The sequence below is a fragment of the Streptomyces sp. NPDC054813 genome (assembly GCF_053611365.1).
Genome location: NZ_JBSHAF010000005.1, coordinates 466,427 through 480,070 on the forward strand (window position 1 = coordinate 466,427; position 13,644 = coordinate 480,070).

General features: G+C 69.2%; 13 protein-coding genes and 1 riboswitch. Of the genes, 3 read left to right on the forward strand and 10 right to left on the reverse strand.

Annotated elements, in window-relative coordinates; translation table 11 throughout:
• Positions 1–160: 160 nt before the first annotated feature.
• The 3 genes from ACWGJB_RS13035 to ACWGJB_RS13045 all read right to left on the reverse strand — a co-directional run bounded on the left by ACWGJB_RS13035 (position 161) and on the right by ACWGJB_RS13045 (position 3,029).
• Positions 161–1,195 carry an NlpC/P60 family protein gene (locus ACWGJB_RS13035; protein WP_453380239.1) on the reverse strand — a complete coding sequence of 345 codons (1,035 nt, stop codon included), beginning with the start codon at positions 1,193–1,195 and terminating at the stop codon, positions 161–163.
• 210 nt (positions 1,196–1,405) lie between these two features.
• On the reverse strand, positions 1,406–2,749 hold the full coding sequence (locus ACWGJB_RS13040) for an NYN domain-containing protein (protein WP_453380240.1): 1,344 nt from the start codon (positions 2,747–2,749) through the stop codon (positions 1,406–1,408).
• A gap of 40 nt (positions 2,750–2,789) precedes the next feature.
• A complete protein-coding gene (locus ACWGJB_RS13045; RefSeq protein ID WP_009309707.1) occupies positions 2,790–3,029 on the reverse strand; it encodes a hypothetical protein in 240 nt (79 codons plus the stop codon).
• A 152-nt stretch (positions 3,030–3,181) separates the two neighbouring features.
• On the opposite strand from ACWGJB_RS13045, the gene ACWGJB_RS13050 reads away from it, so the two are divergent.
• Positions 3,182–3,925, forward strand: coding sequence for a rhomboid family intramembrane serine protease (locus ACWGJB_RS13050; RefSeq protein ID WP_453380241.1), 744 nt, complete (start codon positions 3,182–3,184; stop codon positions 3,923–3,925).
• Entirely contained in the window at positions 3,922–4,203 is a 282-nt protein-coding gene (locus ACWGJB_RS13055) for an Lrp/AsnC family transcriptional regulator (protein ID WP_382541271.1), read from the forward strand. Before ACWGJB_RS13050 ends, ACWGJB_RS13055 begins: the two co-directional genes overlap by 4 nt.
• Positions 4,204–4,340: 137 nt before the next feature.
• Here the strand turns inward: ACWGJB_RS13055 and ACWGJB_RS13060 are convergent, their stop codons facing one another.
• The 6 genes from ACWGJB_RS13060 to ctaE form a co-directional block, all read right to left on the reverse strand.
• Positions 4,341–5,705: an aminotransferase class V-fold PLP-dependent enzyme gene (locus tag ACWGJB_RS13060; RefSeq protein WP_453380242.1), complete on the reverse strand. Its 1,365-nt coding sequence runs from the start codon at positions 5,703–5,705 to the stop codon at positions 4,341–4,343.
• A 145-nt stretch (positions 5,706–5,850) separates the two neighbouring features.
• Positions 5,851–5,967: riboswitch (SAM riboswitch) on the reverse strand.
• Between the two features lie 99 nt (positions 5,968–6,066).
• Entirely contained in the window at positions 6,067–7,131 is a 1,065-nt protein-coding gene (gene trpD / locus ACWGJB_RS13065; protein ID WP_453380243.1) for an anthranilate phosphoribosyltransferase, read from the reverse strand.
• Between the two features lie 132 nt (positions 7,132–7,263).
• Entirely contained in the window at positions 7,264–8,901 is a 1,638-nt protein-coding gene (qcrB, locus tag ACWGJB_RS13070; protein WP_453380244.1) for a cytochrome bc1 complex cytochrome b subunit, read from the reverse strand.
• A complete protein-coding gene (gene qcrA, locus ACWGJB_RS13075; protein WP_450759900.1) occupies positions 8,898–9,956 on the reverse strand; it encodes a cytochrome bc1 complex Rieske iron-sulfur subunit in 1,059 nt (352 codons plus the stop codon). Before qcrA ends, qcrB begins: the two co-directional genes overlap by 4 nt.
• Positions 9,953–10,765, reverse strand: a complete 813-nt coding sequence (gene qcrC / locus ACWGJB_RS13080) for a cytochrome bc1 complex diheme cytochrome c subunit (RefSeq protein WP_453380245.1) — start codon at positions 10,763–10,765, stop codon at positions 9,953–9,955. The genes qcrA and qcrC overlap by 4 nt, the downstream gene beginning before the upstream one ends.
• A gap of 77 nt (positions 10,766–10,842) precedes the next feature.
• Positions 10,843–11,463 (reverse strand): aa3-type cytochrome oxidase subunit III, encoded by a 621-nt coding sequence (ctaE, locus tag ACWGJB_RS13085; RefSeq protein ID WP_351695412.1) that lies wholly within the window; start codon positions 11,461–11,463, stop codon positions 10,843–10,845.
• A 187-nt stretch (positions 11,464–11,650) separates the two neighbouring features.
• Here ctaE and ACWGJB_RS13090 point away from each other — a divergent pair, with 187 nt between their 5' ends.
• Positions 11,651–12,052 (forward strand): hypothetical protein, encoded by a 402-nt coding sequence (locus ACWGJB_RS13090; RefSeq protein ID WP_453380246.1) that lies wholly within the window; start codon positions 11,651–11,653, stop codon positions 12,050–12,052.
• 122 nt (positions 12,053–12,174) lie between these two features.
• Here the strand turns inward: ACWGJB_RS13090 and ACWGJB_RS13095 are convergent, their stop codons facing one another.
• Complete coding sequence (locus ACWGJB_RS13095; RefSeq protein WP_453380247.1) at positions 12,175–13,437, reverse strand: Ig-like domain-containing protein; 1,263 nt, start codon at positions 13,435–13,437, stop codon at positions 12,175–12,177.
• Between the last annotated feature and the right edge of the window lie 207 nt (positions 13,438–13,644).

The following is a 13,644-nucleotide window of genomic DNA, read 5'->3' on the forward strand; positions in this document are numbered from 1 at the left end:
CCCGGCCAAAGACGCTCGGCGGCCACGCAACGTGACGCCCCGCCGCTGACGCAGGTCACCGGCGGGGCGTGGAGTCATCTTGGGTTGTCGGGATTCGCCCGTTCGGGCGCCCCGCGGGGTTGATCTTGGGCCGTACGGGTGTCGCCGTAACCCGCTGGGGTCAGATCCGGACGCCGAACTCGAACGTCATGTCACCGATCGACTCGTAGCGCACCACGGCACCGGTGTGCGGGGCGTGCAGCACCTGGCCGTTGCCCGCGTAGAGACCGACGTGGTGGTAGTCGCCGTAGAAGATGACCAGGTCGCCGACCTTGAGGTCGCTCTGGCTGTAGATCCGGGTGCCGGCGTTGGCCTGGGCCTCGGAGGTGCGCGGGATGGTGACGCCGGCCTGGGCGTAGGCCCAGGAGGTCAGGCCCGAGCAGTCGAAGGAGGACGGTCCGGAGGCGCCGTAGACGTACGGCGAGCCGATCACGGACTGGGCGGCGGAGAAGGCGGCGGCGGCCCGGCCGGAGGCGGAGCCGGTGTTGCCGAGGTCCACGCGGGAGGAGGCGCGGCTGGCGGCCTGGGCCTGCTCGGCGTCCAGGGCGGCCTTCTCCTTGGCCGTCAGGGTGTTGAGGAGCTTCTGCGCGTCGGCGAGCTTCGCCTGGACGGCGCTCTTCTGCTTGGCCAGCTCGGTGCGGGTGGCGGAGAGGTCCTTGAGCTTGTCCGTCGCCTCTGCCCGCTCCTGGGCGAGTTCGCGCTGTTTGTCCTGAATCTTCTTCAGGGCCTCGACCTGCTGGCCGCTCAACTGGTCGAGCGTGGACGCCTTGTCGAGGTAGTCGTCCGGGTTGGACGACAGGAAGAGCTGGACCGACGGGTCTATGCCGCCGGAGCGGTACTGCGCGGTGGCCAGCGAACCGAGGCTGTCCCGCAGCTTGTTGAGGTCCTCCTGACCACGGGCCACATTGTCCTGGATCGTGGAGATTTCCTTCTGCAGCTTCTGCTGCTTCTCCTTGGCGCCGTCCAGCTTCTCGGTGGCCTGCTCGGCCTCCTGGTAGAGCTTGTCGACCTTCGCCTTGACCTCGCCCTTGCTCAGCTTCTCGCTGGGCGCCGCGTTGGCGGCGTTGGCGCTGAGGACGACAGCAGCAGCGGCTGCGGTGGTCAGTACGGTCACGCGCGCGCGACTCGGCTGCTTGGGTCGACGATGGGACGCCACGGAGACGGGCTCCTTCGTTTGAGTGATCACCCGTGTGGAGGTTCGAGGCCTGACCCTAGTGACCTCCCTGTGATCAGTTCAAACCCAACAGCGAAAAAACTGGTCACGCAACGCACTCTTTGCACATAACTCACGTGCCGTAATGCTCGATTGACGCTACGTTGCGTGACGGTTCGGTCAATTCGGGCATTGCATATGTCCGTTGAACCTTCAGGACAGTCGCTTCAGAAGCATCGCAGAAGCGACCGGACGGGCACCCGCCTTGGCGACCCCGTCGGCGACCTCGCGGTCGGTCGAGGCGACGATCACCGGACGGCCCGGCGGCTCGGCGCGCACCAGCTGGCGGATCAGTTCGTCCGCGGTGACACCGGGCTTGGAGAAGAGGACCCTGACCCCGCGCGGCGGGGCGAGCAGCACCGGGGCGGCGAGTTCGGCGCCGTCGAAGACACACGTGACCTCGGCGCCGGTCTGCGCGGCGAGCTGGGAGAGCTGGCCGAGCAGCCGCAGCCGCTGCTTCTCCAACGGCATCTGCGGATAGCCCGTCTTGGTCACGTTGTAGCCGTCGACGACCAAGTGCGCCTGGGGCAGGGCGAGCAGCTGGTTGAGAATGGCCGGGTCGTTCTCGGAGAGCGCCCGGGCCGCGATGTCCTTCGGGGTCATTCGTCCCGGTTCGACCGCGTCCACGGTCTCGGCGGGCCGCACCGACACCGGCGGCAGCGCCAGTTCGCGGCGCAGCCCCTGCGCCGCGTCCAGGACGGTGTCCAGGAGCAGCCGTACTCTCATGTCCTCGACGCTGCGTCCCTCGCGGGCGGCCCGGCGGCTGGCCTCCAGGGCGGCCTCGACCTCGCCGAGCCGGGCCTTGAGCCGCCGGCCCTCGCTCTCGGCGGCGGACACCTGGGCCTGTCCCTCGGTGCGCACCGACTCCATCTCGCCCTGCATCTTGCGCAGTGCGGCCTCACCCCGCTTGACGTCACTGAGGGCCGCGCGCAACTTGCGGTGAAGCGATTCCGCTTCCTTCTTCGCCGCGTCCAGCTCGCCGCGCAGCCGCTCCGTGTCGGCACGGGTCTGCTCCCGGGCCCGGTCCAGCTCCTCGCGCAGCCGCTCCAGTTCGGCCCGGCTCTCCTCGTCGGCGCGCTCGGCGTCGGCCCGCTGGGCCTCCTCGCCGGCCGCCGCCACCAGCTTCACCCAGCCCGGGGGGCGCAGTACGTAGGCCGCGGCCGCCACATCGAGCGGGTCCGCGGCCGGGGGCGGTGAGCCGGAGTCGAGGGCGCCGGCGAGTTCCGGCTGGGCCTCTCTGAGCTTCTCCCCGATCCGCTGCCGGAAGAGGGTGTCCGTCTCCAGCGCGGTCGCCATGGCGTTGCCGGCGAACTTGGCCCGCCGGTTCGGGGCGAACCGGGCGTACTGCCGCAGCTGGGCGGGCAGTTCGGCGACGGTCAGCCCGCCGAAGCCGTCCGACACGATCTGTACGACACGCCGTCGCACGCCGTCGGGCAACGGACGGTCAAGCACCTCGGCGGTGCCGTCGCCCGGCCCCCCGCCTGTGGTCTCCACCATCCGTCACACCCCATCACCTGTGCGGGGCCGCCTCCCGGTCTCAGGAGTCGGCACCCGGCCTGTCCACGAGTTCCACCTGGTCCACCGCGTTGCACCAGCGGCAGCGCACCGACTCGATGGTCTCACTGACCACCTCGCGCTCCTCGACCTTGGGCTCACCGGCCAGGTCGAGGTGCACGTACTCCACGACCTTCGACGAGCGGGTCACGTCGAACCGCGTGAGGTTGCCACAGAGGGTGCAGCGCCACCGCGTCGTGGCGGTCGGCAGGGGAACCGTCATCGTGACTGTTCGCTTCCTTCTAGTGTCCGTGACGCGCCGTCCCGACGCGTGTGGCTCGTTACCCTACGGCCTGGCGAGTACTCGACGCCGCCCTGTCCACGGCGGCGAGGCGATCTGCACCGGTGCGTCCCGTTACGCCATGCTCTATGTCCATGATCGGCAACTGGAACACCACGGCCGGCCGGACCCTGCGGAGCCTGAGGGGCACGTCGGCGCCCATGACTTACACCCTGATCGCCGTGTGCTGCCTGATCTTCGTGCTCGGCCCGGCGTCCGGCTTCACCCCGTCCTACGGCACCGGGGACGCCCTGGCGGCCGCGCAGCGCGCGTACTTCCGGCGCTGGGGGGTGGTCCCCGCCGACCTGTTCGACGGTCCGGCCCGGGAGGTGCTCACCCCGGCCACGGCGCTGTTCATCCACGGCAGCTGGGTGCACCTGCTCGGCAACATGCTCTTCCTCTTCGTCTTCGGGGCGATGACCGAGGAACGGATGGGCCGCGTGCAGTTCACCCTCTTCTACATCGGCTGCGGCTACCTCGCACTGCTCGGCTACGCGGCGGCCAACGCCACGTCCCAGCAGTCGCTGGTGGGGGCGTCCGGGGCGATCTCGGCGGTCCTCGGAGCGTTCCTGTACCTGTTCCCCAACGCCCGCGTGACCAGTCTTCTGCCGTTCCTCTTCTTCCTTCCGCTCCGGTTCCCGGCCTGGGTGGTGCTCCCCTTCTGGGCGGCCCTGCAGTGGCTCGCCCTGAACCAGGCCCCCTCCGGCCCCGGCGTGGCCTACCTCGCCCACCTGGTCGGCTTCGGACTCGGCGTCGGCTACGCGTGGGTGCGGTACGGCCGTGGGACTAAAGTGAAGGCCGCCCCAGCTCCGGCACCCGAGGGAGAGAACCAGCCGTGATCACCGCGATCGTCCTCATCAAGACCAGCGTGGACCGGATCCCCGAGATCGCGGAACAGATCGCCGCGCTGGACAGCGTCAGCGAGGTCTTCTCCGTCACCGGTACGTACGACTTGATCGCCATGGTCCGGGTGCGCGAGCACGAGGACCTGGCCGACGTGATCCCGGGCCGGATCAGCAAGATCCAGGGCGTGGAGGGCACGGACACGCACGTCGCGTTCCGCACGTACTCCCAGCACGACCTGGAGGCGGCGTTCGCGATCGGCCTGGACAGCTAGCCCCGTAAGGGGCGCGGGGCTGTTTTGGACATGCGGCTCCGCCGCGTGGGCGCGACCAGCCACGACGGACCCGCAGTGGACCACCCTGCAGGTCGGTGGGGGCTGGTCGCGCAGTTCCCCGCGCCCCTGAAAGCAGGTCAGCTCACCGCAGGTACGCAGCGACCGTCCTCCGTGCGGTACGTCCACTTCGCACCGTCGGTCACCAGTTCCCGTACCGCGGTCACGAAACGCTCGACGTGCTCGTCGGGCGTTCCCGCTCCGAAGCTCACCCGGATGGCGTTCAGGGACTTCTCGCCCGGTGCCGCCTCCGGCGCCCCGCACTCGCCCTGGGTCTGCGGGTCGGAGCCCAGCAGGGTCCTGACCAGCGGGTGGGCGCAGAAGAGGCCGTCGCGGACGCCGATGCCGTGCTCGGCGGAGAGCGCCGCGGCGAAGTGGGAGCTGTTCCAGCCCTCGACCACGAAGGAGAGCACGCCCACGCGCGGGGCGTCGTCGCCGAAGAGGGACAGGACACGGACCTCGGGCACCTCGGCGAGGCCCTCCCGGACCTTGGCGATCAGGTGCCGCTCGCGGGCGACCAGGGTGTCGAAGCCCGCCTCGGTCAGTGCCTTGCAGGCCGCGGCGATCGAGTAGGCGCCGATGACGTTCGGGGAGCCCGCCTCGTGGCGCGCGGCGCTCTCGTGCCACTCCACGGCCACTCCCCCGTCCTCGCGCCGGGTGACCTTGCGGCTGGCGCCGCCGCCCGCGAGGTACGGCTCGGCCGCCCGCAGCCAGTCGGCGCGGCCGGCCAGGACGCCGCTGCCGAAGGGGGCGTACAGCTTGTGGCCGGAGAAGGCGATCCAGTCGACGTCCAGCTCGCGGACGCTCACCGGGTGGTGCGGGGCCAGCTGGGCCGCGTCCAGGACGATCCGGGCGCCGTGCGCGTGTGCGGCGGCGGCCAGCTCACGGACCGGCCACAGCTCGCCGGTGACGTTCGAGGCGCCGGTGACGCAGACCAGGGCCGGGCCGTGCGGGTCACGGTCGGCGAGGGCCTTCTCCAGGGTCGCCACGGCCTGGCGCGGGGTGCGCGGGGCGTCGAGGTAGCTGACCCGGGCGTCCTGCCAGGGCAGCAGGCTCGCGTGGTGCTCGGTCTCGAAGACGAAGACCTGGCAGTCGGCAGGGAGGGCGCGGGCCAGGAGGTTCAGGGAGTCCGTGGTCGAGCGGGTGAAGACCAGCTGGTCGTCCTGGCGGCAGTCGAGGAACTCGGCGACGGTCCGGCGGGCGTTCTCGAAGAGGTCCGTGGAGAGCTGGGAGAGGTAGCCGGCGCCGCGGTGGACGCTGCCGTAGTAGGGCGCGTACGCCGCCACGTCGTCCCAGACACGCTGGAGGGCGGGGGCGCTGGCCGCGTAGTCGAGGGCGGCGTAGGTAACCTCGCCGCCGGTGACGAGCGGGACGGTGACATCTCGCCCCAGAACGGGCAGAGGGGCACAGACCGACTGGGCGGAGACAGCGGTGGAGACGGACATGGCGGAACTCCCGTGAGAGGAAGGAAGAAAGGGAAAAGGGGCGCGCGGAAGTGGGGGCTCGACGCCCTAGCGCATTCGGTTGCTCACGGGAGACTCCCTCGATGACCAGGATCCCTGGGCTGTGCTCATTCAGAAGAGCGTGAGGGATCCGCGCTTGCCGCAGACCTCGCTGCCTACGGCCTGGTCTTCACCCGGGGCACCCCGCCACGGACGGAGGGTTGCCGGACAGTCGGCCGGGGCCTCATGACTGTCACTCATGACCTGACTCGAAAACTAGATGAAGTGATCGCCGGCGCGCAACTCATGTCCGGATGACGGACTGGCGAAGGCGCCGGCGCCACATGCTCTTTCCGCTCGGCGCCTACCGGTTGGTCGCCGCCGCCCAGCGCTCCAGCGCCCGCTTGGCCGCGCCCGAGTCGATGGACTCCGCCGCCTTGTCCATGCCGGCACGGATCTGCTCGGCCAGCGTTCCGGTGCCCGGGTCCAGGGCCACCAGGGCCGCCGCCGAGTTCAGCAGGACCGCGTCACGGACCGGGCCCGTCTCGCCGTCCAGGAGGCGGCGGGCGACCTCCGCGTTGTACGACGGGTCGCCGCCGCGCAGCGCCTCCACCGGGACCAGCTCGATGCCGACGTCCCGCGGGTCGAAGGTCTCCTCGGTGACCTTGCCGTCGCGGACGATCCAGACGTGGGACGTGGCGGTGGTCGTCAGCTCGTCGAGGCCGTCGTCGCCGCGGAAGACCAGGGAGGAGTTGCCGCGCTCGGCGAAGACGCCCGCGACGACCGGTGCCATGCGCGGGTCCGCGACGCCGACCGCCTGGGCCCGCACCTGCGCGGGGTTGGTCAGCGGGCCGAGGATGTTGAACACCGTGCGGATGCCCAGCTGGCCGCGGGCCGCGCCGGCATGGCGCAGCGCCGGGTGGAACTTGACGGCGAAGCAGAAGGTGATGCCGGCCTCCTCGGCGACCTCGGCGACCCGCCGCGGGGTCAGGTCGAGGTTGACGCCGAGCTTCTCCAGCACGTCCGAGGCACCGGACGCGGAGGACGCCGCCCGGTTGCCGTGCTTGACGACCTTCGCCCCGGTGCCGGCCACCACCAGCGCCGACATCGTGGAGATGTTCACCGTCTTGGCGCCGTCACCGCCGGTGCCGACGATGTCGACCGTGCGGCCCGGCACCTCGATGACGTTGGCGTGCGCGTACATCGCGCGGACGAGCCCGTTGATCTCCTCGACCGTCTCGCCCTTGGCGCGCAGAGCGACGACGAAGCCCGCGATCTGGGCGTCGGTCGCCTGACCGCGCATGATCTGGTCCATCGCCCAGGCGGTCGCGTCGGCACCCTGGTCCTGGCCGTACAGCAGCGCGTTCAGCACCTCGGGCCAGGAACGGCCCGCCGCGATGTCGCCTCCAGCGGGGGTCACAGCGCTCATAAGGCCGCTCCTGATCGTCGTACCGGCAAAAAACGGTGTCAGGCCTACCCTATCCAGCCCCGGGCATGGCGAAGGGCCCCCATCCGTACACCGGACGGGGGCCCTTCGACCGTGGCGTGGCGACGCGGTCGATCAGTGGTGGCCGTGGCCGCTCGTGATCTCCTTGTACTCCTCGACGGTGGGCTTCGGGATCTGGTTGTCCTCGCCGTAGTAGGCGCTGCTCAGCTTGGCGCGGAGCTTCTCGGAGCCCTTGATCTTGCGCTCGACACCGTTCTCGTCCACCGCCGCGCCGATCTCGGCCGGCTCGTACTGGTGGTGGGCCGTGAGGGTGTGCAGCTGCTCCTGGCTGAGCGGCTCGTGCACCTCGATGAACTCACCGTGCGGCAGCCGCTTGATGATGCCGGTCTCACGACCGTGCAGCACCTTCTCGCGGTCCCGGCGCTGCAGGCCGAGGCAGATCCGCTTGGTGACGAGGAACGCGATCACCGGTCCGGCGAAGAAGAAGATCCGGACGAACCAGGTCACGTCGTTGATCGACAGGTGGAAGTGGGTGGCGAAGAGGTCGTTGCCACCACCGACCAGGCCGACCATGTACACGGTCACCCAGGCGACACCGAAGCCGGTGCGGGTCGGGGCGTTGCGCGGCCGGTCCAGGATGTGGTGCTCGCTCTTGTCGCCGGTGACCCAGGACTCGATGAACGGGTAGAGCGCGATCGCGCCCAGCACCAGACCGAACAGGACCAGCGGGATGAAGACGCCCAGGACCAGGGTGTGGCCCCAGAAGTTGATCTCCCAGCCCGGCATGTAACGGATCAGACCCTCGGCGAAGCCCATGTACCAGTCGGGCTGGGCGCCGGTGGACACCTGGTCCGGACGGTAGGGGCCCATGGCCCAGATCGGGTTGATCTGGGTGGTCGCCGCGATGGCCGCGATGACACCGAAGACCAGGAAGAAGAAGCCTCCGGCCTTGGCCATGTAGACCGGCAGCAGCGGCATGCCGACGACGTTCTTCTCGGACTTTCCGGGACCCGCGAACTGCGTGTGCTTGTGGTAGAAGACCAGGATCAGGTGGCCCACCACCAGGCCGAGCATGATGCCCGGCAGCAGCAGGATGTGGATCGAGTAGAACCGGGCGACGAAGTCGTGGCCGGGGAACTGCCCGCCGAAGAGGAAGAACGAGATGTACGAGCCGACGATCGGCATCGACAGGATCGCACCCTCGGTGAAGCGGACACCGGTGCCGGAGAGCAGGTCGTCCGGGAGCGAGTAACCGGTGAAGCCGGTGAACATGCCCAGGACGAACAGCAGGAAGCCGAACAGCCAGTTGATCTCACGCGGCTTGCGGAACGCGCCGGTGAAGAACACGCGCATCATGTGCACGAACATGCCGGCGAGGAAGATCAGCGCGGCCCAGTGGTGGATCTGCCGGATGAGCAGACCACCGCGCACGTCGAAGGAGATGTGCAGGGTCGAGTTGAACGCCTCGGACATCATCTGTCCCTGGAGCGGGACGTAGCTGCCGTGGTACACCACCTCGTTCATCGACGGGTGGAAGAACAGCGTCAGATACACACCCGTGAGGATGATGATGATGAAGCTGTACAGGCACACTTCGCCCAACATGAACGACCAGTGGTCGGGGAAGATCTTGCGCATGTTGGACTTGGCCAGGGAGTAGATCCCGAGCCGTCCGTCGGCCCAGTCGGCGACGCGCTCGCCGGCCGGTGCCTTCCCGCGCTCGCGGGACTCGGAGTTCTCGTTAGTGCTCATCCGCGCTCCCAGAAAGCAGGACCGACGGGCTCCTCGAAGTCGCCGAGCGCCTGGAGGTAGCCCTCCTCGCTCACACCGATGCGCAGCTGCGGCAGGGCGTGACCGGCCGGGCCGAAGATCACTCGGGCACCGTCGGAGAGGTCGAAGGTGGACTGGTGGCACGGGCAGAGCACATGGTGGGTCTGCTGCTCGTACAGCGAGATCGGGCAGCCCACGTGGGTGCAGATCTTCGAGTAGGCCACGATGCCCTCGTGGGACCACTCCAGCTCGCGCTTGTCCTTGATGTTGTCCGGCTGCAGCCGGATGATCATCAGGGCCGCCTTCGCCATCACGTTCTGGAAGTCCTCCTGGGACTCCTCGACGCCCTCGGGCTTGGCGAAGGTCAGCGAGCCGACGGCGACGTCGGAGGGACGCAGCGGCTCGTTGGTGTTCATGTTGACGAGCAGCTTGCCCTTCGACCACGCCGTGTGGCGCAGCGAGGTGCCGGGCAGCGGGCCGAGGTCGCGCAGCAGCACCACACCGGAGAGCGGGACCAGGGTCAGCGCGCCGAACATGGTGTTGCGGATCAGCTTGCGCCGGCCGAGCGCCGACTCCTTGGCGCCCTGCTTGAAGTCGGCCAGGACCTTGGCCTTGACCTCCGGCGGAGCCGAGATGGCGTGCCGCTCGTCGGCGACCTCCACGTCGGACATCAGGGTGCGGGCCCAGTGGACCGCGCCCGCGCCGATGCAGAACAGCGCCACACCGAGGGTCAGGCCCAGCGCGAAGTTCAGCGCGCTGATGTGACCGATCGGGAAGACGAAGATCGACTTGTCTTTCGGGATCGTCACATAGGAGGCGATGAAGCCGACGGTGGCCAGCATCGACACCGTGAACAGCAGGGCCACCACGCGCTCGGACCGCTTGGCGGCCCGCTCGTCGATGTCCTGGATCCGGTGCTCGTGAGGCGGCAGACCGGGGTCCGCGAACGGGTCCTTCTCGTCCGCGATGCTCACGGCGCCGTGCGCGTGGCCCTGCTCAGCGGGCAGGTTCTCTTCTGGAATCTCTTGGCTACTCATGACTTCTTGGCCTTTGCGGTCCGAGCGGCGACCCAGACGGCGACGGCGATCAGGGCGCCGAGACCGAAGATCCACGCGAACAGGCCCTCGCTGACCGGCCCGAGGCCGCCCAGGTCGAGACCGCCGGGGTTCTCCGTCTTGGGGCTGTTGACCGCGTCGAGGTACGCGATGATGTCCTTCTTGTTCTTCTCGGACAGCGTGGTGTCGGGGAAGGACGGCATGTTCTGCGGGCCCGTCTGCATGGCCTCGTAGATGTGCTTCGGGTCGACGCCTTCCAGGCTCGGCGCGAACTTGCCCTTGGTCAGCGCGCCACCCGCACCCACGAAGTTGTGGCACTGCGCGCAGTTGGTGCGGAAGAGCTCACCGCCCGCGGCGATGTCGGCACCGCCCGGACCGTACTGCTCCTTGGTGGGCACCTCGGGACCGGCGCCCAGCGAGGCGATGTACGCCGCGAGCTGGTCGATCTGGGCCTGGGTGTAGATGTTCTTCTTCGCGACGACCTGCGGGCCCTGCGAGGTGGCGGCCGGCATACGGCCGGTGCCGACCTGGAAGTCGACGGCCGCGGCGCCCACGCCGACCAGGCTGGGGCCGTCGGACGAACCCTGACCGCCGGTGCCGTGGCAGCTGGCACAGCCGACCGAGTAGAGCTTCTTGCCCTCCTCAATGGTCAGGGACTGGGAGGTTTCATCGGCCTGCGCCTGGCCCGCGGGCGCGAGCGCGGCGTACAGCCCCCCAGTGGCCGCCAGCGCAAAGAGTAGGACGACGACCGCCGCCAGCGGATGGCGTCGTCGTGCGGAGAGCTTTTTCACGGATTACCCCGGTGTCAGGATCTTCTGCGTCGATGCTTCTGGGTTGTGCGCTTCTGCAGCGCGTGGAGCCGGCCCGGCTACTTGATCAGGTAGATCGTGGCGAAAAGGCCGATCCAGACGACATCGACGAAGTGCCAGTAGTAGGACACGACGATGGCCGCGGTCGCCTGCTCGTGCGTGAAGCGCTTCGCCGCGTAGGTGCGGCCGAGGACGAACAGGAAGGCGATCAGGCCGCCCGTCACGTGCATGCCGTGGAAGCCGGTGGTCAGGTAGAACACCGAGCCGTACGGGTCGGAGGAGAGCGAGATCCCGTCCTCCTTCACCAGGCTGGTGTACTCGTAGATCTGACCGCCGATGAAGATCGCGCCCATCACGAAGGTGACGATGAACCAGCCCCGGAGCTTCTTCACGTCCCCGCGCTCGGCGGCGAACACGCCGAGCTGGCAGGTCAGGGAGGAGAGCACCAGGATCGTGGTGTTGGTCGCGGAGAACGGAATGTTGAGATGGCTCGCCATCTCCTTCCAGTGATCCGGACCGGTCACCGATCGCAGGGTGAAGTACATCGCGAAGAGGGCCGCGAAGAACATCAGCTCGGAACTCAGCCAGATGATGGTTCCGACGCTGGTGAGGTTCGGCCGATTGACCGACGGGTGCGCGTGCCCGGTTTCTACTGTCGTTGCTGTCGCCACGACCGACATTATGTCGGTCGCTTATCTCGCGCTCACTCCGGGGGGTGCCGTTCGGGGTGTCCGCACCGTGTGTACTGCCCGGATGGCCCATCGAAGCGGTGTTCCAACAGGTGTTGACGAGGTGTCCGGGGGAGTAGCATCCGGCGCATCGGTCCTGTCCGTACGACGACTCCCGTCCCCGCGTATCGGAGGAACAATGCAGCCGACCGCCACGGTGCTGGTCTACAGCGACGACTCCAACACCCGCGAGCAGGTACGGCTGGCCTCGGGCCGGCGGCCGGCTCCCGATGTGCCGTTCGTCGAGTTCGTGGAGTGCGCGACGCCCCAGGCGGTCGTCACCGAACTGGACAAGGGCGGCGTCGACGTGTGCGTGCTGGACGGCGAGGCCGTGCCGCTGGGCGGCATGGGGCTGTGCCGGCAGATCAAGGACGAGGTGTTCAACTGCCCGCCGGTGCTGCTGCTGATCGGGCGGCCGCAGGACGCGTGGCTGGCCACGTGGAGCCGTGCGGACGCGGCTGTGACGCTGCCGGTGGATCCGGTGGAGTTCGCGGCCGCCCTGGCGTCTTTGCTGCGGCAGCGGAGGCTGCAGAGCGCCTAGGAGAGGGCGGGGCGCGGTGAGTACGCGACTGCGGGCCGGTGGGGGCCGTTCGCGCCCACGCGGCGGTGCCCGCATGTCGGATACGGCCCCGCGCCCCTGGGTTCGCTGCCCTTGAGGGCACTTCACAGGGCGGCCGGCTGCACTCTTGCCGCGTCCTGGGGCTTCGGGCCGTCCGGGGTGCCGTTGACGAGGGCGCTGCCGTTGCGCCAGTCCTTCCAGGCGAGGTTCCAGTCGCCGAAGCCGTTCCCGAAGTGCTCCATCTCCTCGCCGTTGGAGTTGACGACCTTCACCAGGTCGCCCGGGTGGAAGGTGTCGAAGAACCACTCGGCGTTCGAGGTGTTCATGCCGGTGCAGCCGTGGCTGACGTTCGCGTACCCCTGGGAGCCCACCGACCAGGGCGCGGCGTGGACGTACTCGCCCGACCAGGTCACCCGGGTGGCGTAGTAGACCGGAAGGTCGTACGAGTCCGAGGTGCCCTCGGCGATGCCGACCGTGGAGCCGCGCATGCGTACGAAGTACTGCTTCTCCAGTACGACCTTGACACCGTTGCGGGTCTCGAAGCCCGGCTTGCCGGTGGTGATCGGGATCTGGTTGATCTCCTTGTCGTTCTTGTACACCGTCATCTGGTGGGCGGCGGCGTCCGTGACGGCGAGGAGCTTGTCGCCGATGGTGAGCTTCAGGGGCGCGGCCGCGCCGCCCCACAGGCGGTCGCTGATCCTGACGCCGTCCAGGTCGCTCCGCACCTGGACGGTGGCGTGGGCGGGCCAGTAGTCCTTGGGCCGGTAGTGGAGTTCCTTGTCGCTCACCCAGTACCAGGCCCCGTCGACGGCGGGGACGGAGTCGACCCTGAGGGCGCGCTCCACGATGGCGCGCTGGGCCTTGTCCTTGACCGGGTGGTCGAGTTGGGCGGTGACGGGCTGGCCGACGCCGTACTCGCCCGCCTTGGGACCGAAGGTGACCTTCAGCCGCTGCTGGGTGGTGGGCTTGCTGGTGTCGAAGGTGAGGACCTTGCGGCCGGGCGCGCCGTCCTCGTCCTCGGTGCTGACCTGGACCGTGTAGTGGGCGTTGGCGGCCAGCGGGGAGGTGCTGTGCCAGCGACGGCCGTCGGCGTCGAGTTCGCCCGCCACAAGGCGACCGGTGGCGTCCTCGGCCGTGACGTCCGTGATCCGGTCCTCGTCGCTCTTGGCGACGACTTCCAGCGGCTTGTCGGGGTCGGCCCGCTTCCCGGCGCCGGTGGGGGTGTTGAAGGAGACCTGGTCCGCCGCGTCGTACGGCTTGCCCGACAGCGGGTTGCCGTCCGATCCGCAGGCGGTGACGCCCGCGCCGAGGGCGGTCACCAGCAGGGTGCAGCTGACGACGGTACGGGCGCACGGAGAGTGACTCATATGGTCACGCTATGAGACGATTTCGGGACCGGCACGCCAGGTACTCCGGATGGGGGACCGGCACTGCGCCGAAGGCAGGAACGGCCGTAAAAGCGGGAGCCCCGGCCCCCCCGTCACAAGGGGCGGGGGCCCCGGGCGCGCGCGCCCGGCAGACTCGGGGAGGGTGTCACCCCCGGGTTTCTCGAAAACACCCCCCACCACGCCCAA